This is a genomic window from Rhodanobacter sp. T12-5 (assembly GCF_008329435.1).
In the GTDB taxonomy this organism is placed as follows: domain Bacteria; phylum Pseudomonadota; class Gammaproteobacteria; order Xanthomonadales; family Rhodanobacteraceae; genus Rhodanobacter.
In genome coordinates this window covers 179,672-196,748 of record NZ_NPKN01000006.1, presented here as the reverse complement: position 1 = coordinate 196,748, position 17,077 = coordinate 179,672, and the positions used below count along the sequence as shown (strand labels likewise).

General features: G+C 62.8%; 15 protein-coding genes and 6 tRNA genes. 13 read left to right on the top strand and 8 right to left on the bottom strand.

Annotation, left to right across the window (positions count from 1 at the left end):
- Positions 1-229 precede the first annotated feature (229 nt).
- The 4 genes from CIW53_RS13205 to CIW53_RS13190 all read left to right on the top strand — a co-directional run bounded on the left by CIW53_RS13205 (position 230) and on the right by CIW53_RS13190 (position 2,739).
- A complete protein-coding gene (locus CIW53_RS13205) occupies positions 230-502 on the top strand; it encodes an HU family DNA-binding protein (RefSeq protein ID WP_149365187.1) in 273 nt (90 codons plus the stop codon).
- Between the two features lie 19 nt (positions 503-521).
- Positions 522-596, top strand: a tRNA-Val gene (locus CIW53_RS13200).
- Between the two features lie 9 nt (positions 597-605).
- A tRNA-Asp gene (locus tag CIW53_RS13195) sits at positions 606-682 on the top strand.
- Between the two features lie 152 nt (positions 683-834).
- Positions 835-2,739, top strand: coding sequence for a SurA N-terminal domain-containing protein (locus tag CIW53_RS13190; RefSeq protein ID WP_149365186.1), 1,905 nt, complete (start codon positions 835-837; stop codon positions 2,737-2,739).
- A 139-nt stretch (positions 2,740-2,878) separates the two neighbouring features.
- On the opposite strand, the gene CIW53_RS13185 is transcribed toward CIW53_RS13190, so the two are convergent.
- Both CIW53_RS13185 and gloB read right to left on the bottom strand, forming a co-directional pair.
- A complete protein-coding gene (locus CIW53_RS13185) occupies positions 2,879-4,060 on the bottom strand; it encodes a transglycosylase SLT domain-containing protein (protein ID WP_343192409.1) in 1,182 nt (393 codons plus the stop codon).
- Complete coding sequence (gloB, locus tag CIW53_RS13180; protein ID WP_149365272.1) at positions 4,057-4,824, bottom strand: hydroxyacylglutathione hydrolase; 768 nt, start codon at positions 4,822-4,824, stop codon at positions 4,057-4,059. The genes CIW53_RS13185 and gloB overlap by 4 nt, the downstream gene beginning before the upstream one ends.
- A gap of 238 nt (positions 4,825-5,062) precedes the next feature.
- Between gloB and CIW53_RS13175 the strand changes: the two genes are divergently transcribed.
- Genes CIW53_RS13175 through dnaQ form a run of 3 tightly spaced genes read left to right on the top strand, consistent with a single transcriptional unit; the run spans position 5,063 to position 6,927 of the window.
- Positions 5,063-5,752, top strand: coding sequence for a methyltransferase domain-containing protein (locus CIW53_RS13175; RefSeq protein ID WP_149365185.1), 690 nt, complete (start codon positions 5,063-5,065; stop codon positions 5,750-5,752).
- A 24-nt stretch (positions 5,753-5,776) separates the two neighbouring features.
- The gene (rnhA, locus tag CIW53_RS13170) at positions 5,777-6,220 is read left to right on the top strand and encodes a ribonuclease HI (protein WP_149365184.1); all 444 of its coding nucleotides are present in this window, start codon (positions 5,777-5,779) and stop codon (positions 6,218-6,220) included.
- Positions 6,217-6,927 carry a DNA polymerase III subunit epsilon gene (gene dnaQ / locus CIW53_RS13165; protein WP_149365183.1) on the top strand — a complete coding sequence of 237 codons (711 nt, stop codon included), beginning with the start codon at positions 6,217-6,219 and terminating at the stop codon, positions 6,925-6,927. Before rnhA ends, dnaQ begins: the two co-directional genes overlap by 4 nt.
- Before the next feature lie 26 nt (positions 6,928-6,953).
- On the opposite strand, the gene CIW53_RS13160 is transcribed toward dnaQ, so the two are convergent.
- The 3 genes from CIW53_RS13160 to ppsA all read right to left on the bottom strand — a co-directional run bounded on the left by CIW53_RS13160 (position 6,954) and on the right by ppsA (position 10,516).
- Entirely contained in the window at positions 6,954-7,655 is a 702-nt protein-coding gene (locus CIW53_RS13160; protein WP_149365182.1) for a protein phosphatase 2C domain-containing protein, read from the bottom strand.
- 300 nt (positions 7,656-7,955) lie between these two features.
- Positions 7,956-8,045: transfer RNA gene (locus CIW53_RS13155), tRNA-Ser, on the bottom strand.
- Positions 8,046-8,143: 98 nt separating this feature from the next.
- Positions 8,144-10,516 carry a phosphoenolpyruvate synthase gene (ppsA, locus tag CIW53_RS13150; RefSeq protein WP_149365181.1) on the bottom strand — a complete coding sequence of 791 codons (2,373 nt, stop codon included), beginning with the start codon at positions 10,514-10,516 and terminating at the stop codon, positions 8,144-8,146.
- A 230-nt stretch (positions 10,517-10,746) separates the two neighbouring features.
- On the opposite strand from ppsA, the gene CIW53_RS13145 reads away from it, so the two are divergent.
- Together CIW53_RS13145 and CIW53_RS13140 are read left to right on the top strand one after the other, a co-directional pair.
- Entirely contained in the window at positions 10,747-11,562 is an 816-nt protein-coding gene (locus tag CIW53_RS13145; RefSeq protein ID WP_149365180.1) for a pyruvate, water dikinase regulatory protein, read from the top strand.
- Between the two features lie 27 nt (positions 11,563-11,589).
- Positions 11,590-12,075 (top strand): DUF1249 domain-containing protein, encoded by a 486-nt coding sequence (locus CIW53_RS13140; RefSeq protein WP_149365179.1) that lies wholly within the window; start codon positions 11,590-11,592, stop codon positions 12,073-12,075.
- 117 nt (positions 12,076-12,192) lie between these two features.
- Here the strand turns inward: CIW53_RS13140 and CIW53_RS13135 are convergent.
- From CIW53_RS13135 to CIW53_RS13125, 3 genes are all read right to left on the bottom strand, one after another.
- A tRNA-Asp gene (locus tag CIW53_RS13135) sits at positions 12,193-12,269 on the bottom strand.
- A 36-nt stretch (positions 12,270-12,305) separates the two neighbouring features.
- Positions 12,306-12,381, bottom strand: a tRNA-Glu gene (locus CIW53_RS13130).
- 9 nt (positions 12,382-12,390) lie between these two features.
- Positions 12,391-12,466: transfer RNA gene (locus CIW53_RS13125), tRNA-Ala, on the bottom strand.
- A 169-nt stretch (positions 12,467-12,635) separates the two neighbouring features.
- On the opposite strand from CIW53_RS13125, the gene CIW53_RS13120 reads away from it, so the two are divergent.
- From CIW53_RS13120 to CIW53_RS13105, 4 genes are all read left to right on the top strand, one after another.
- On the top strand, positions 12,636-14,402 hold the full coding sequence (locus tag CIW53_RS13120; protein WP_149365178.1) for a cation:proton antiporter: 1,767 nt from the start codon (positions 12,636-12,638) through the stop codon (positions 14,400-14,402).
- Positions 14,403-14,564: 162 nt separating this feature from the next.
- Positions 14,565-15,320: an FKBP-type peptidyl-prolyl cis-trans isomerase gene (locus tag CIW53_RS13115; protein ID WP_149365177.1), complete on the top strand. Its 756-nt coding sequence runs from the start codon at positions 14,565-14,567 to the stop codon at positions 15,318-15,320.
- 147 nt (positions 15,321-15,467) lie between these two features.
- A complete protein-coding gene (locus CIW53_RS13110) occupies positions 15,468-16,811 on the top strand; it encodes a UDP-glucose/GDP-mannose dehydrogenase family protein (protein ID WP_149365271.1) in 1,344 nt (447 codons plus the stop codon).
- A complete protein-coding gene (locus tag CIW53_RS13105) occupies positions 16,808-17,032 on the top strand; it encodes a SlyX family protein (protein WP_149365176.1) in 225 nt (74 codons plus the stop codon). Before CIW53_RS13110 ends, CIW53_RS13105 begins: the two co-directional genes overlap by 4 nt.
- Positions 17,033-17,077 lie beyond the last annotated feature (45 nt).

The window sequence follows — 17,077 nt, the reverse complement described above, 5'->3', positions numbered from 1 at the left end:
TTGCAAGCGATTTCGTCATATGCAGACAAGCCGAAAACGTTGCTGTGGCTTGTGTTGCGGATTCCGGCAAGGCACTGGTATAAAGGCCGTACCGCAGCCCGGCGTTGCATGTCAGTGCAGTGATGCGGGGTTACGTTACGGCGCTTAACAAGAGCCAGCCATCCATGCCGGCGTGCCAGGTCTCCAGGACTGACCACGCTGGTGAAAATCCGAACAAGGGAGTTTTTCAATGAATAAAACCGATCTGATCAATGCCATCGCCGAAGCGGCCGAGTTGACCAAGGCCGACGCAGGGCGCGCTCTCGAAGCCTACCTGGAGGCTGTGCAGAAGTCGTTGAAGAAGGGCGAGGATGTTTCGGTGGTGGGGTTCGGCACGTTCACCGTGCGCAAGCGCGCTGCCCGTACTGGCCGCAACCCGCGCACGAATGAAGCGATCAAGATCAAGGCCTCGAAAGTGCCTGCTTTCAAGGCTGGCAAGACCCTCAAGGATGCCCTAAACTAAGCGGCTGACGCTTGGTTTCGGGTGCTTAGCTCAGCGGTAGAGCGTCGCCCTTACAAGGCGGTGGTCGTAGGTTCGATCCCTACAGCACCCACCAGAAAAATGCGGAGTGGTAGTTCAGTTGGTTAGAATGCTGGCCTGTCACGCCGGAGGTCGCGGGTTCGAGTCCCGTCCACTCCGCCACAGTTCGCAAGGGCGCCCGCGTGGCGCCCTTGTCATTTAGGCAGTTTGCGTCTGCTGCCTGGGTCGATCGGACATGCGTGCCGGTGCGGGGGGGCAGCCCCATCCGCGAGCCACGCGCTTCATGCGCCTCAACCACGTGCGGGAAGATTTCAATGCTGCAGGCAATGCGTAACAAGATGCATGGATGGCCATCCATCATCCTTCTGGGGGTTTGCGTTTTCGCGATGTCGCTGTTTGGCATGGAGAGCTACTTCACGTCGCGCAATGATTCATTCGTGGCGAAAGTCGGCAGTCATGAGATCAGCCAACGTGACTTTCAGGATCGGGTGAATCAGCTGCGACAGCAGACGAGCGCCGAACAGGGCGAGCACTTCGACTCCAGCATGTTCGAAAAGCCCGAGGTCAAGCAGCGCATTCTGGACGGCATGATCGACCAGCAGTTGCTGCTCCAGGCCAACGCCGACTGGGGTCTGCGCGTGGCCGACAAGGCCGTGCGTGATTACATCGGGGCGATCCCCGCCTTTGTGGTCAACGGGCAATTCGATCCGACCAGCTACCGCGCATGGCTGGCCAGCCAGCGCAAGACGCCGGCGATGTTCGAGGACGACATACGCGCCTCACTGGCGACCCGGCTGCTGCCGGACGCGATTGACGCCAGCACGTTGATCAGCGATGCCCAGATCGACCAGTTTCTCAGTCTGCTGACACAGCGCCGTGATCTGCGCTACTTCATGCTGCCACGACCGACGCCGGCGGACAGCAAGGTCAGCGATGCCCAGGTGGAAGTCTGGTACAAGGCACATCTTGCGGACTACATGAACCCCGAGCAGGTCTCGGTAAAATACATCGAAGTCAATGGCGCCGACCTCAAGCCGGATATTGCGCCAAGTGATGACGAATTGAAGAAGCGCTACGAAGACGAAAAGCAGCGCTTCGTGCAGCCCGAGCAACGCCTGGTTTCGCATATCCTGATCGACGTGCCGAACAATGCCACGCCAGACCAGCAGAAGGCGGCGCTGGCCAAGGCCGAGAAGATTGCAGCGCAGGCCAATCCCGGCAATTTTGCCGAACTCGCTAAAAAGGATTCGCAGGATCTCGGTTCGAAGCGCCAGGGTGGCGATCTTGGCTGGCTCGAAAAAGGCGTGACCAATCCGGCCTTCGATTCGGCGATGTTTGCATTGCAGAAGGGCCAGATATCCAAGCCGGTGCTGTCGCCCGACGGTTATCACATCATCTGGCTACGTGACGTTCGCAGTGGCGAGTCCAAGCCGTTTGCCGAGGTGCGTGACCAGTTGGTCAAGGAAGCTCTGGCTGCCGCACGTGACCGGAAGTACAACGAAGTCGCGGGCAAGATGTCGGACAACACCTATCAGAACCCGACTTCGCTCGAGCCCGCAGCCGCGGCGCTGAACCTGCCCATAAAGAGTACGGGGTTGTTTTCCCGCAAGGGTGGCGAAGGGCTGGCGGCGAATCCCAAACTGATCGCTGCCGCGTTCAGCGACGATGTGCTGGTCCAGGGCAACAACTCGGGTTTGATCGATCTCGGCAACGACCACTCCGTGGTGATCCATATCGACAAGCATGTGGCGGCGGCTGCACGACCGCTGGAAGAAGTACGCGCCGACGTGCAGAAGAAAATCCTGGATGAGCGCGTTGCGACCGCCGCCAGGAAGCAGGCGGATGGAGCGCTGGCGCGTCTGCGCAAGGGCGAGGCGATGGCGGCCGTGGCAACGTCGGTCGGTGCCAGTGTCACCAGTGTCAGCGAAGCCGTACGCGGACATGCTGAGGTCCCTGCGCCGCTGATGACGCAGGCGTTCCTGTTGCCGCACCCGGTTTCCGGCAAACCGCAGTTCGCCGCTGTGGACATGCAGGATGGCAACTATGCGTTGCTGGCCGTAGACAAGGTGCAGGGTGGCGACCTGTCCAAGGTGCCGCCGGAGCAGCGCGACGTGCTGCGCCAGCAGATGGGCCAGGCGTATGGTTCCGAGGCGACCCGCGAGCTTCTCGATGTGCTCAGGGCACACGCCAAGATCAAGGTGAACAAGAACCTCATGTAACGGATGTTCGACGAACTGAAACAAGAAAAGGCAGCCGACGGCTGCCTTTTCTGTTTCAGTCTTGAATATCGGAATGTAAACGCCCCCATCGTCGCTGCCCTTGCGTTGCGATATCGAAGCGGCGTCGGGTCGATCGGATTCAATCGGTCCCGTTCACCTGCAGGACCTGGCCGGGTTTGAGCGTGTGGCCCGTGAGCTGGTTCCAGCGGCGCAATTGAGCAACGGATACCGAGCAATCGTGCGCGATCTTCCATAGGCTGTCGCCAGGCCTGACCGTATAGGTTTTCCGTGAAGAGGCGTGATCGCGAGGGTCTGTCGGGCGCATGTCGGCGCTGGCCGAGGTAGATTGATTCAGCAAGGCGTCGCGAAATTGCTGCACATGGCCACGCGGAAGCAGCAGGTACGAATTGACGCGTGGATTGACCAGGTCACCGCGGAACGCTGCATTGAGATCCTTCAATGAATCCACCGGCATGCCGGCATGATCGGCCGCTCGCGCCATCGGTATCGGGTGCGGAATCGGGATCCGGACCAGATGCTTCTCTTCGGACAGACGGGGCAGGCTGACATTGAAACGGGCCGGCTCGCGCACGACACACGCTATCGCCAGCAACCGAGTCAGATGCTCGCGGGTCACCCGACGTACCGGCCATGCCGGAATCAACGGCTCGTCCGCGGGCAGACCGTGCTTCCGAATCATCTTTCTTATCGAATATTCGCCAGCGTTGTAGGCGTAATCGACTACGCGCCAGTCGTGAAACCGGTCGTGATATTGCTTGAGCAGCTTCATCACGGCGTTTGCGGCTGCGTTTACGTCCAGGCGACCGTCGTAGCGGTCATCGACGCGAAGCCCCATGGCATCGGCCGTGACCGGCATGATCTGCCACATCCCGGCGGGTCGATGCCGCCGGCCGGAGACCGGCTGGAAGTGGCTCTCCACCCAGGGCAGCAATACGAATTCACCGGCGACGTCGTACTGGGCAGCTACCTGCTGCACATAAACCAGGCGGGGCATGACCTCCAGCAATCGTTTCTCGAACTGGCGTGGGTGACGCGTGTATTGCCTGGCCTGAAGCAGCACCGACGGGTCGGCATCGCAGTCCGCCATGGCAAAGCTGCTGCGCAGTCGCTCCCATACATTGCTGTCCGGGGATGCGGGCTGCGGTGCCATTTCCACCGACGGCGCGATGGGCTCGCCGGCGGCAGGCGCCACCGGAGTCGTCTCCACCTTGGCCGGGTGCGGGTTGCCCGATGGCACGTTGGCGCAAGCCGTCAGTACCATCGACAGGATCAGCGGCAGCAAAGAGACCCGTTTTTTCATCCGCGAAATCCATCCTTGGCTGTCCGAATGGCGGCAAAACGGGCCACCCGGTCAGCGCCAGTGCCGTGGCGCTTTCGACACCATTCGACGACCGCATCGGTATCGACGCGCAGGAACGGGTTGGTGTCCAGTTCGCTGCGCAGTGTCACCGGGAGCGTGGGATGGTGGCTGGCTCGCAACGCGGCGACTTCCAACAGGCGCTGGCGCAAGTGGGCATTGTCCGGTTCGATGGTACGTGCAAAGCGCCCGTTCGCTTCGGTGTATTCGTGCCCGGCGCAGATCAGGGTGGCGCCCGGCAGCGTCGACAGGCGATCGAGCGAGGCGAGCATCTGCGCCGGGGTACCCTCGAACAACCGGCCGCAGCCCAGGCTGAAAAGAGTATCGCCGCACAGCAACAGCCCGGCGCCGCTGTAGGCGATGTGACTGAGGGTGTGGCCGGGAATCGCGATCACCTCGAAACGCACTGCCGGCGACATTAGTTCGACGAGGTCTCCGTCGCCGACGCGATGGGTGGCCTCATCGATGCGGTCGTCATTTGGTGCGTAGACCGGTACGTCGTGCTGCCTGCGCAGTGCGGCGGCACCTCCGATGTGATCGTGGTGATGATGGGTCAGCAGAACCGCGCGCAAACGCAGTTTTTGCCCGGTCAATGCACGCTCGACGACATCGGCATCACCGGGATCGACGGCAATCGCATCGCCGCTGTCGTCGTGCAGCAGCCAGATGTAATTGTCGGTCAGCGCTGGCAAGGGTGTGATATGCAAGATGACTCCGCTGCGTTCTCGGGACACCCGAGAGATCGGATGTGTCCCCTTGGCGACGACGCAGCCATCCGGGGCGCGTATCAGGCGGTCGACTATAAAGAGGCTGGAAGAGCGGCTCGTTAGCTGCGCGTTAATCCGGTTGGGATGGTTCATTTCACGCGCATTCCCCGTTTGCGGTGATCTGCCAGCTGCTGCCAGCCGTTACACTTCGGATACCGATGGGTACCGGGCCGGCTGCATGCGCCAACGCAATCAAGACGTCTACACCAGCGCGCCAATGCACCGGTTGCTGGAGGAGCAACTACGCGTATTGATGCCGGATCTGCAGCGCTGTTTCGGCTCGCATGCCTTGTTGCTTGGCGCATCGCCCGATGACGGCCCGCCGGCGCTCCCACTGGTCGGTTGCTGGACCAGCCTGCATCTGCGCAACAACCGTTATCGGGGCGATCTGCAGGCGGCAGCGGACGAACCGCTGCCCTTTGTCGATGACGCATTCGAGTTGGTGTTGCTGCGCCATGCGCTGGAGGTTGCGCCGGTCGCCTCGGCCTTGCTGGACGATGCGATCCGCATGTTGGCGCCCGGCGGCGTGCTGGTGGTGACGGGCATACATCCGCTCAGTGGCTGGGCGCCGTGGCTGCGCTGGCGCGGGCATGGTGCATCGCAAATGCCACGACTGCAGTTGCCGTTGCGACTCAGGCACGGACTGCTGCAGGCGGGGCTGGAGATCGAACGGGCGCAACGGGTGGGACGCATGTTGCCAGGCCTGCCGATGATCCCGACGCAAGGAGGTGTACTGGGCGGCGGTTACATATTGTTTGCGCGCAAGCAGCGGCGGGCGATAACCCCGCTGCGGTTCAGGCCGGCGCCCGCGCGGGTACCGGCCAACGGCCGATGGTCGCCAAGCATTCGGCGCAGTTCGGCGTCATGACTTCAATGGGATATGTGAGTAGCGATGAGCGAAGTGGAAGCATTTACCGACGGTGCCTGTCTGGGCAACCCGGGCCCGGGTGGCTGGGCTGCGCTGCTGCGGGCAAAAGACAGCGAACGCCTGGTCGCAGGCGGTGACCCCGCCACCACCAACAACCGGATGGAACTGATGGCGGCGATCGGTGCGCTGGAAGCCTTGAAACGGCCGTGCCAGGTGACCCTCACCACCGATTCGCGCTACGTGATGCAGGGCATTGAGCAGTGGATGCCGAAGTGGCGCGCGAACGGCTGGCGCACGGCCGACAAGAAGCCGGTTAAGAACCAGGATCTGTGGCAGCGACTGTCCGCGGCGGTCAGCACCCATCAGGTGCGCTGGAAATGGGTGAAGGGCCACAACGGTCACGTCGAGAACGAACGGGTCGATCAGGCGGCACGCGAACAGGCCGAGTTGCTCAGGGGCCGGGCATGAGGCAGGTCGTTCTCGATACCGAAACGACCGGACTGGAAGTGCGCCAGGGTCATCGGCTGGTGGAAATCGCCTGCGTCGAGCTGATCGAGCGTCGACTCACCGGGCGGCACTACCAGACTTATCTCAATCCGGATCGGGCGATCGATGAAGGTGCCCGGCTGGTAACCGGCATCGAGGACGAGTTCCTGCTCGACAAGCCGCGCTTTGCCGACGTGGTGGATGACTTCCTCGCCTTCATCGACGGCGCGGAGTTGGTCATCCACAACGCCAGTTTCGATATCGGCTTCCTCGATGCCGAGCTGGCTCGGCTGGACAACGGTGCAGGCCGGATCAGCGATCGTTGCACCGTGCTCGACACGCTGGCCATGGCGCGCGAGCGCTACCCCGGCCAGCGCAACAGCCTCGATGCCCTGTGCAAGCGGCTGGGCGTGGACAACTCGCGGCGCGACCTGCATGGCGGCTTGATCGACGCCCAGTTGCTGGCCGACGTCTATCTGGCGATGACCACGGGGCAGGGGGCCTTCGAGCTCGGTTTCGAGGGAGCTGTCGAGCAACGCGATGCCGTGGTGGTCGCGCCGGTGGTGCTACGGGTGCGGCCGCGTGTCCTGCATGCTTCAGCCGACGAATTGCTGCGGCACGAGCAGCGGCTGGATGCGCTGGACAAGAGCAGTGCGGATGGCCAGAGCGTGTGGCGTCGGCAGGGTTAAAAACAAACGGGCCGTACCCGCAGGATTCAGCAGGAACGCACGAGCAGCACGGTGATATTGTCATCGCCGCCGCTGTCGAGCGCGTCCAGCAGCAATTGATCGACACATTCCTGTGCGGCCAGGTCGTTGCGCGCCACCGTGCGCGCAATCGTCGTGTCGCTGACGCCTTCGGTCAGTCCGTCGCTGCACAACAGAAAGCCCATGCCCGGTTCCAGTTGGCCGCGTGCCATGCCGATGTGCAGTTGCTCGGTGGCCGTCACGCCCAGCGCCTGGGTCAGCACGTTGCGTTGCGGATGCTGCGATGCCTGCGCCGGGTCGAGTTGCCCGGCTTCGACCAGCGCCTGCACCAGCGAATGATCGTGGCTGATCTGCCGCAGCTCCTGTTTCCATTGGTAGATCCGGCTGTCGCCGACCCAGGCCACTTCGTAACCGTCGGTGGTGGTCCGCAACGCGGCGATCGTGGTGCCCATCGGCAGCACGTCGAAGCTGGGCCGGGTGTGTGCCAGCAACCGCTCGGCCGCACCGTTCACCGCTTCGATCAGGCTGTGTCCGCGACTGACCAGTTCGACCACAGCATCGCGCACCAGTGCCGACGCCACTTCGCCGTGCTGGTGGCCACCCATGCCGTCGGCGACCAGGAACAGGCCCAGCGAGGCATCGGCGTAATAGGTGTCTTCATTGCGCGTGCGACGCAGGCCGACGTGGGTGCCGTGTCCGAATTCGATCATGGTCTTTCAGGTAGACGAATGGTGTGGAGCATGACGGATGTGGGGGTGGGGCGCAAAAGCAAATTTGTGGGAGAGCCAATGCAGATGCAGGTGCATTCTCGGTGGGACTTGGAGGTGCTTGGAAGTTTGCGGGGATTGTTCGGCCCATCCCGGGCTTCACCCCTTCGCGCTGAGCGCTGCGGGGCCAGCCTGCGGCTGTCCAAAATTGTTCCAGACAATTTTGTCGAACCGAGAGGATTCGTCCACACCTCCCTCTCCGCCAGATACGCAAAACGCCCCTTGCGGGGCGCTTTGCGTATCTGGCGGAGAGGGAGGGATTCGAACCCTCGGTACGCTTACACGTACGCCTGATTTCGAGTCAGGTACATTCGACCACTCTGCCACCTCTCCGGAGGGGTGCGCGTGGTCCGCGCGAGCCGGCAAGTTTACGCGACGGGGTGGGCGGAGACAAGCGGCGTGGGGCCGGCTTGCCTCCGATCCGAACCTGGTCAGCCGGCCTTTTTCTTGGCCAGCCGCAGCCAGGTGTCGACGACGGTATCCGGGTTCAGCGACAGCGATTCGATACCTTGTTCCATCAGCCATTCGGCCAGGTCGGGGTGGTCGCTGGGACCCTGACCGCAGATGCCGATGTACTTGCCTTTGGCGCGTGCGGTCTTGATCGCCATCGCCAGCAGTTTCTTGACTGCCGGGTCGCGTTCGTCGAACAGGCTGGCGACGATGCTGGAGTCGCGGTCGAGGCCCAGGGTGAGCTGGGTGAGGTCGTTGGAGCCGATCGAAAAGCCGTCGAAGATGTCGAGGAACTCGTCGGCGAGCAGGGCGTTCGAGGGCACTTCGCACATCATGATGACCTTGAGGTCGTGCTCGCCCTGCTTGAGACCGTTCTTCGCCAGCACCTCGATGACCTTGCGGCCTTCGCCGAGCGTGCGCACGAACGGGATCATCACCCATACGTTGTTCAGCCCCATCACTTCGCGCACGCGCTTGACCGCCTGGCACTCCAGCGCGAACGCCTCGGCGAAGCTGGGATCGACGTAGCGGCTGGCACCGCGAAAACCGATCATCGGGTTCTCTTCGTGCGGCTCGTAGCGCGAACCGCCGAGCAGGCCGGCATACTCGTTCGACTTGAAGTCGGACAGACGCACGATCACCGGCTTCGGGTAGACCGAGGCAGCGATGGTGGCGATGCCTTCGGCGAGGCGGTCGACGTAGAACTCGACCGGGCCAGGGTAGCCGGCGATGCGCTCGTCGATCTTCGCCTTCGTTTCGGCGTCCTGCTTGGCGTATTCCAGCAACGCCTTCGGGTGCACGCCGATGTGGCTGGCGATGATCATCTCCAGCCGGGCCAGACCGATGCCGGCGTTCGGCAGCATGCCGAAGTCGAACGCGCGCTCGGGGTTGGCCACGTTCATCATGATCTTCAGCGGCGCCTCGGGCATGGCGCCCAGGTCGGCGGTGATCCGCTCGAACTTCAGGATGCCTTCGTAGATCGTGCCGGTGTCGCCTTCGGCGCAGGACACGGTGACGTCGGCGCCATCGGGGATCAATTCCAGCGCATTGCCGGTGCCGACCACCGCCGGCACGCCCAGCTCGCGCGCGATGATCGCCGCGTGGCAGGTGCGGCCGCCGCGGTTGGTGACGATCGCCGAGGCACGCTTCATCACCGGCTCCCAGTCGGGGTCGGTCATGTCGGCGATCAGCACGTCGCCGACCTGCACCTTGTTCATGTCCGAGAGCGAGCGGATCACGCGCGCCTTGCCGGCGCCGATCTTCTGGCCGATAGAACGGCCTTCGGCCAATACCTTGCCTTTCTCGCTGAGATGGAAGCGTTCCAGCTGGGTCGCGTGCGAACGCGACTTCACCGTCTCCGGACGTGCCTGCACGATGTAGATCTTGCTGGTGTGGCCGTCCTTCGCCCACTCGATGTCCATCGGGCGGTCGTAGTGCTTCTCGATGATCAGCGACTGGCGGGCGAGCTCCTGCACGTCTTCGTCGTTGATGCAGAATTTGTTGCGCAGTTCGGTCGGGGTGTCTTCGGTGCGCACGCGTTCGCCGGGTGCATCGGAATAGACCATGCGCAGCTGTTTTGCACCGAGGTTGCGGCGCAGGACGGCCGGCTTGCCGTCGCGCAGCGTCGGCTTGAATACGTAGAACTCGTCGGGGTTGACCGCACCCTGCACGACCATCTCGCCAAGCCCATACGAACCGGTGACGAACACCACGTCGCGGAAGCCGGATTCGGTGTCCAGCGTGAACAGCACGCCGGAGGCGCCGACGTCCGAACGCACCATCAGCTGCACGCCGGCGGAGAGAAACACGTCCTCGTGCCTGAAGCCCTGGTGCACGCGGTAGGCAATCGCGCGGTCGTTGTACAGCGAGGCGAAAACCTCCTTGACCTTATGCAGCACGTCGTCGATGCCGACGACGTTGAGGAAGGTTTCCTGCTGGCCAGCGAACGACGCGTCGGGCAGATCCTCGGCTGTCGCCGAAGAGCGCACGGCAACGGCGATGTCGTCGGCCCCGGCGTCCTTGCACAGCTTGATGTAGGCGTCGCGGATTGCCTGCTCGAGTTCGCCGGGCAGGGCGGTGTCGACGATCCAGCCGCGGATTTCCTTGCCTGCCGCGACCAGCGTGTCGACGTCGTCGACATCGAGCGAGGCCAGTCGCTCCTGGATGCGCTTGGCCAGGCCGCTCTTTTCCAGATACTGCTGGAACGCATCGGCCGTGGTGGCAAAGCCGCCAGGCACGGAGACGCCGAGCTTGGCCAGGTTGCCTATCATCTCGCCGAGCGAGGCATTCTTGCCGCCGACCTTGCCCAGGTCGGTCATGCGCAGTTGGTCGAGCCAAAGCACCAGGTCGTTCAAGGGTGTCTCCTCAAGAAGCTCTACGGGTAGTGGAATGGACGCGGCACGAAGGCGCGAAGCGGGTTGCAAAGAACTGGTATTGTCCGCTGTCGATGGTGCGCAGCACAAGAAGACCATTGCCGGCAGATGCCATTCCAACGACATACCAGTCAGGCGCCAGTCAATCGGCGACAGCATTTTGCGCTTGCGCTAAGGTGCGGACAAACGCACCAGCGCGAATGGGATCCTGTATGCAGCGAACGGTTTTTTTCATTTCCGACTCCACTGGTATTACCGCGGAGACGATCGGCAACAGCATCCTGGCGCAATTCGAGGGCGTGCAGTTCGACAAGCACCGGTTGCCGTTCACGGACAACGCGCACAAGGCGGAAGCCGCCGCACTGCGGATCAAGACCAAATACGCGCAGAGCGGGCAGCGACCGATCGTGGTCAACACCATGGCCGATCGTGCGCTGTGCGAGATCGTGGCGGCCAGCGGTGCGTTGATGCTGGACGTGTTCGCGCCGTTCATCGGTCCGCTGGAGGATGAACTGGGTACCAAGCGCTCCGGTGCGGTCAACCGTTCGCACGGCATGGTCGATTTCGACAAGTACGAGGCGCGCATCAACGCAACCAACTACGCGCTCTCGCACGACGATGGCATCGACGTGAACTACGCCGAGGCCGACCTGATCCTGGTCGGCGTGTCGCGCTCCGGCAAGACGCCGACCTGCCTCTACATGGCCTTGCATTACGGCGTCAGCGCCGCCAACTATCCGCTGACCGACGACGACCTCGAGAAGCTCGAATTGCCTGCACGCCTGCGCCCTTACAAGGATCGGCTGTACGGGCTGACCATCGATCCGGTGCGGCTGGCGCAGATCCGCGAACAACGGCGCGCCGGCAGCCGCTACGCCACGTTGAAGCAATGTCGCTGGGAGCTGGAACAAGCCGATCGGCTGATGCGCCAGGCCGGCATTCCCAGCCTCAACACCACGCATGTGTCGATCGAGGAGATCGCCAGCAAGATCTTCGACCGCTTCGGTATCGAGCGGACCATGTTCTGAACGTCGACTGGAGTTGCAGTACTTTTGATGAGCGCCGTACTGGACAATCGCCACAGCCTGCTGCCGGGACGCTTCGAGTTCCTGATGGGCTTGTATGCGGAGAACTATCACCGCCTGACGCGGCTGTTCGCGCCGCAGCAACTCGCTGCGGGCCGTTACGTATCCAGCGTCGATGATGGATTGAACGTGCACCTGCATGTGCAGGAATGCCATCCGTATACGCTGGAGCTGGAACTCACCTACGACTTCGTCGATGCGCATACCGGCCAGCGCGCACCGTCGGCACAGTTGCGCATGTACACCGACGCCCACGTGGCCGAGGCCCTGCATTGCCATCCGGGTCGCCATCTGTGGCAGGTGCTGGGACCCTTTTCGCCGGCGCATACGGTGTTCCAGCATCGCCTGCGCATGAACGGTTTCCTTTCGCGTTGGCTGGAGTACCTCGCCGAGCAGGGGCATTCCACCGGAACGCTGGAGCCGCAATCGGAGTCGTGCGAGGGCAGTCTGGAATAGGGGTTATTTGAAGAGTGCAGCCATGGATGGCTGCTTCTTGATCTTTTCGCGCACGGATGAGCGCACGAGTACACGACAACAAAAAAGCCCGCACTTGGCGGGCTTTTGTTTGAATAGTGGCGGAGTGGACGGGACTCGAACCCGCGACCTCCGGCGTGACAGGCCAGCATTCTAACCAACTGAACTACCACTCCGCATTTTGTTGCTTCTTCCAGCTTTGCGAGCCGACTTGGCGTCCCCACGGGGATTCGAACCCCGGTGTCCACCGTGAAAGGGTGGTGTCCTAGGCCTCTAGACGATGGGGACAATTCAAGTTGGTGGAGCCAGGCGGGATCGAACCGCCGACCTCCTGCATGCCATGCAGGCGCTCTCCCAGCTGAGCTATGGCCCCGCCGCTGGAAGCCAGGAAGAATAGGTCCGAGTCACATATCCGTCAAGCTTTTTTTCGGGAATCCGCGCAATTGAATTCGCCGACGACGGCGTTGCCAGCGTGCACCCGGGCAGGGGATGAAGTGTATTCGTTTAAGCTGCAGTGACTTGAGTGTTGAACAGGATGGCGTATGCACGAAATCGGCTTCATTCGCGATCTTGCGGTGGTGATGATCGTGGCCGGTGCCACCACGATCCTGTTCCAGCGCATGCGCCAGCCGGTATTGCTGGGCTACATCCTGGCCGGCGTGCTGATCGGTCCGCATACGCCGGGAACGCTGGTGGCCGATCCGCGCGCGATCGACGACATTTCCAATCTTGGCGTGGTGTTGCTGATGTTCACGCTGGGGCTGGAGTTCAGCGTGCGCAAACTGCGCGAGGTCGGCATCGGCGTGCTGGTGGTGGCGCTGGGCGAAGTCGGGCTGATGCTGTGGATCGGCATCGGCATCGGCGGGCTGTTCGGCTGGAAGGGCATGGACGCACTGTTCCTGGGCGCGATCATCTCGCTGTCCTCGACCATGGTGGCGACCCGCACGCTGGCCGAAAGCGGCCAGCGACATCAGCCGTTCGCCCAGCTTGTGGTGGGCCTGCTGGTGGCCGAGGACATGCTGGCGATCGTGATGCTGACCTTGCTCACGGCGGTGGCGATCGGTGGATCGGTGCAGGCCGAAGCGGCATTCACGCTGATCGGGCACCTGGGCTTGTTCGTGGTGGTGGGAATGATCCTCGGCCTGCTGCTGTTGCCGCGGCTGGTCGATTACGTGGCCGGCTTCGGCAGCGATGAAACCCTGCTGGTCAGCGTGCTCGGCATCTGTTTCGGTGCCAGCCTGCTGGCGGCCTGGATGGGTTTCAGCGTGGCTTTGGGCGCGTTCCTCGCGGGTGCTGTGGTGGCCGAGTCGCGATGCGTCGGTCGCGTGTTGCGTCTGGTCGAGCCGCTGCGGGACATGTTCGCGGCATTGTTCTTCGTGGCGATCGGCCTGAAGATCGACCCGGCGATGCTGCTCCAGTACGCGCTGCCGGCATTGGCGATCGCGGCGGTGGTAATCGTCGGCAAGACGCTGGCCTGCAGCCTTGGCATTTTCGTGACCGGCCACGATGCGCGCACGTCGCTGCGTTCGGGGTTGGGGATGGCGCAGATCGGTGAGTTCTCGTTCGTCATCGCCACGCTGGGACTCTCGCTCGGCGTGATCAGCGATTTCATCTATCCGATCGCGGTGGCGGTTTCCGTGGTTTGCATGGCGGCTTCGCCGTATCTGACCCGTTCGGCCGACGGACTGGCGAACGGCCTGCACCGGATGACGCCGCGGTCGGCACGTCTGCTGGCGACCAGTTACAGCGGCTGGCTGGAAAACCTCAAGCCGGTCAACGAAAACGCGGCGATCGCGGCGATTTTCCGGCGCCTGCTGTGGCATATAGGGATCAATGTGCTGCTGGTGGTGACGCTGTTCATGGCTGGTGCCTATGTCAATGCGCACAACTGGAGCTGGTTTTCGATGGTCGGCATCGGCCGCGATCTGCGCCACACGCTGATCTGGGCGTGCGCACTGTTTCTGTCCCTGCCGATGCTGATCGCGGTGTACCGCAAGGCCGAGGCGCTCGGCATGTTGCTGGCCGAAATCGGCATACGTGAGCGCTTCGCCGGTTCGTACACCCAGACCATTCGCAATGTGTTGGCGCGCATCATTCCGCTGGCGACCCTGCTGGCGTTGGCCCTGCTGGTCAGTGCGCTGGGTACGACGATTCTGCCGCCACGCGGCATTGCGCTGTCGTTGGTGATTCTTGGGGTCGTGCTGGCTGTGGTGCTATGGCGCAGCCTGGTGAAGATGCACGCGCGCCTGCAGGCGGCCCTGAAGGAGACCCTGGACAAGCCGGAGCTGCCCGGGGACGGTTCCGGCTGATCCGCGTGAACCATTTGACGATGCAAATGAACCTTTATGCGGTCTGACGGTCGGACCCTTGAGTCGTTGCCAAGACCGGACAAGCGCCGCACAATGCGTGGCCTGCCCCATCGGGGGGCCCGGCCGGCAACGCCGGCATATCTAAACACGAGGGAGTTACGAATGAAGCATTTTCTGCGTCCCACGCTAACGGCGGTCGCGATGACCGTTGCGCTGGGCATGACTGCGAGCGTGTACGCTCAGGCTGCCAAGACCGGCGCCGCCGGCACGGTCGACAAGGCCAAGGCGAGTTATGTGGTGGGCTGGGAGATCGCTTCTCAGGTTCCGCCGATCATGCGCGACGAACTGGATGCCGCTGCGGTGGGCCGTGCGGTGCAGGCGGCGCTGTCCGGCCAGAAGCCGACCATGACCGATGCCGAAGCCAAGGAGGTGCATGACGCCTTCATGGCCAAGATCCAGGCCAAGTACAAGGTCGAGATGACCAAGCTTGCAGCCAAGAACAAGGCCGAAGGCGATGCTTTCCTCGCCAAGAACAAGAGCGCGCCCGGCGTCAAGACCACGGCTTCGGGCCTGCAGTACAAGGTGATCAGCCAGGGTACGGGCGCGCGTCCGGGTCCGAACGATACCGTGGAGATCAACTACACCGGCACGTTCGTCAACGGCCAGGTGTTCGACGCCTCGTCCAAGCACAACCCGCCGGGTCCGGCCTCGATCCCGCTGGCTGGCGTGATCCCGGGTTTCCGTGAGGGCCTGGAGCTGATGCAGGTAGGCGGCCATTACAAGCTGTTCATTCCGTCCTCGCTGGCCTACGGTTCCGAGCCGCAGCCGCCGATGCCGCCGAATGCCACGCTGATTTTCGACGTGACCTTGGTCAAGACCGGCCCGACCGCTGCTGGTGCGGCCACGCCCGCCAAGTAATACCGTCAATCGCGATTTGAAAGATCGCAAAACAGGAAGGGCGTGAAGCAATTCACGCCCTTCTGCTTTCCGCAGACTGTCAACGGCCTTTCCACAACCACGCGGTTACAATAGTCAGTTCGTTACGAGGGAGTCGCGACAACGATGATGAAGGTCACTATTTTTGGTACCGGTTACGTGGGACTGGTTACCGGTGCCTGTTTGGCCGAGATGGGCAACCACGTGATCTGCGTCGATATCGACGCAGCCAAGGTCGAGCGATTGAAGCGTGGTGAAATCCCCATCTACGAGCCGGGCCTGGAATCAATCGTGCTGCGCAATCACGCCAGCGGGCGGCTGGATTTCACCACCGAGGTAGCCCCGGCGATCGCGCACGGCGAGCTGCTTTTCATTGCGGTGGGTACGCCGCCGGACGAGGATGGCAGCGCCGACATGAAGTATGTGCTGGCGGTGGCTGCCAGCATCGGCCAGCATCTGGGGGGTTATACGGTGGTGGTGAACAAGTCGACCGTGCCGGTCGGCACCGCCGATCGCGTGCGCGAAGCGGTTGCAGCCGAATTGCTTGCGCGCGACGTGGCGATCGAATTCGATGTGGTGTCCAACCCGGAGTTCCTGAAAGAGGGCGCCGCGGTGGAGGACTGCCTGCGACCGGATCGGATCATCGTGGGCGCTTCGAGCGCGCGCGCGGTGGCGGCATTGCGCAAGCTGTACGCGCCGTTCAACCGCAATCACGATCGCATGGTGGTAATGGACGAACGTTCGGCCGAGCTGACCAAATATGCGGCGAACGCGATGTTGGCGACCAAGATCAGTTTCATGAACGAGATCGCGAACATCGCCGAGCGGGTGGGGGCGGACGTTGAGCTTGTGCGGCAGGGTATCGGGTCGGATCCTCGCATCGGCTATCACTTCATCTATCCGGGAGCCGGCTACGGTGGTTCGTGTTTTCCGAAAGACGTGCAGGCGCTGGAGCGCGCGGCACACAGCCACGGCTACGAGGCGCGCCTGCTCGGCGCGGTAGAGGCGGTCAATCGGCAGCAGAAGGGCAAGCTGTTCGAACTGATTTCGCGCCATTTCGACGGCCAGCTGAAGGGCCGGACCATCGCGCTGTGGGGACTGGCGTTCAAGCCCAATACCGACGACATGCGCGAAGCGCCCAGCCGGCAGCTGATGGAAGCGTTGTGGAATGCAGGTGCGCAAGTGCGCGCGTTCGATCCGGAAGCGCGTGAGGAGACGCATCGCCTCTACGGCGAGCGCGAAGACCTCGTGCTGTGCGACAAGCCGCATGAGGCGCTGCACGGCGCCGACGTATTGGCCGTGGTCACCGAATGGAAGGCGTTCCGCAGCCCCGATTTTGCGCATATCCGCGCGACGCTGGCCGAGCCGGCGATATTCGACGGACGCAATCTGTACGACCCGGCCGTGGTGGAAGAGGCCGGCCTGGCTTATTACGGCATCGGCCGCGGTCGCAGCTTGCGGATATCGAATTGAACATCTCCAATGAAGTATTGGGACAGCGGCTGGACGAAATGGAGGTCCGGCTGACTTTCATCGATGAGGCGGTGCAGGCGCTGATTGTGGCGGATGCCGAACAGTCGCCGCGGATCGCGGCGCTGGAGCGTGCGTTGCGCGATTTGCGCGGCGAGATGGCGTCGATGCGCGTCGCACAGGCAGACGACCCGCATGACGAGCCGCCGCCGCCGCATTACTGATCCATCCGACTGAACCGATCCCGCCCTACCGATCACGGAACCCCA

Excerpts from the sequence above, each read along its gene's own strand:
- CIW53_RS13145 (WP_149365180.1), top strand. The coding sequence starts at position 10,747 with ATGCAGCGAACGGTTTTTTTCATTTCCGACTCCACTGGTATTACCGCG.
- CIW53_RS13140 (WP_149365179.1), top strand. The coding sequence starts at position 11,590 with ATGAGCGCCGTACTGGACAATCGCCACAGCCTGCTGCCGGGACGCTTC.
- CIW53_RS13160 (WP_149365182.1), bottom strand. The coding sequence starts at position 7,655 with ATGATCGAATTCGGACACGGCACCCACGTCGGCCTGCGTCGCACGCGC.
- CIW53_RS13110 (WP_149365271.1), top strand. The coding sequence starts at position 15,468 with ATGAAGGTCACTATTTTTGGTACCGGTTACGTGGGACTGGTTACCGGT.
- CIW53_RS13120 (WP_149365178.1), top strand. The coding sequence starts at position 12,636 with ATGCACGAAATCGGCTTCATTCGCGATCTTGCGGTGGTGATGATCGTG.
- CIW53_RS13205 (WP_149365187.1), top strand. The coding sequence starts at position 230 with ATGAATAAAACCGATCTGATCAATGCCATCGCCGAAGCGGCCGAGTTG.
- CIW53_RS13190 (WP_149365186.1), top strand. The coding sequence starts at position 835 with ATGCTGCAGGCAATGCGTAACAAGATGCATGGATGGCCATCCATCATC.
- CIW53_RS13175 (WP_149365185.1), top strand. The coding sequence starts at position 5,063 with ATGCGCCAACGCAATCAAGACGTCTACACCAGCGCGCCAATGCACCGG.
- CIW53_RS13115 (WP_149365177.1), top strand. The coding sequence starts at position 14,565 with ATGAAGCATTTTCTGCGTCCCACGCTAACGGCGGTCGCGATGACCGTT.
- CIW53_RS13185 (WP_343192409.1), bottom strand. The coding sequence starts at position 4,060 with ATGAAAAAACGGGTCTCTTTGCTGCCGCTGATCCTGTCGATGGTACTG.
- rnhA (WP_149365184.1), top strand. The coding sequence starts at position 5,777 with ATGAGCGAAGTGGAAGCATTTACCGACGGTGCCTGTCTGGGCAACCCG.
- dnaQ (WP_149365183.1), top strand. The coding sequence starts at position 6,217 with ATGAGGCAGGTCGTTCTCGATACCGAAACGACCGGACTGGAAGTGCGC.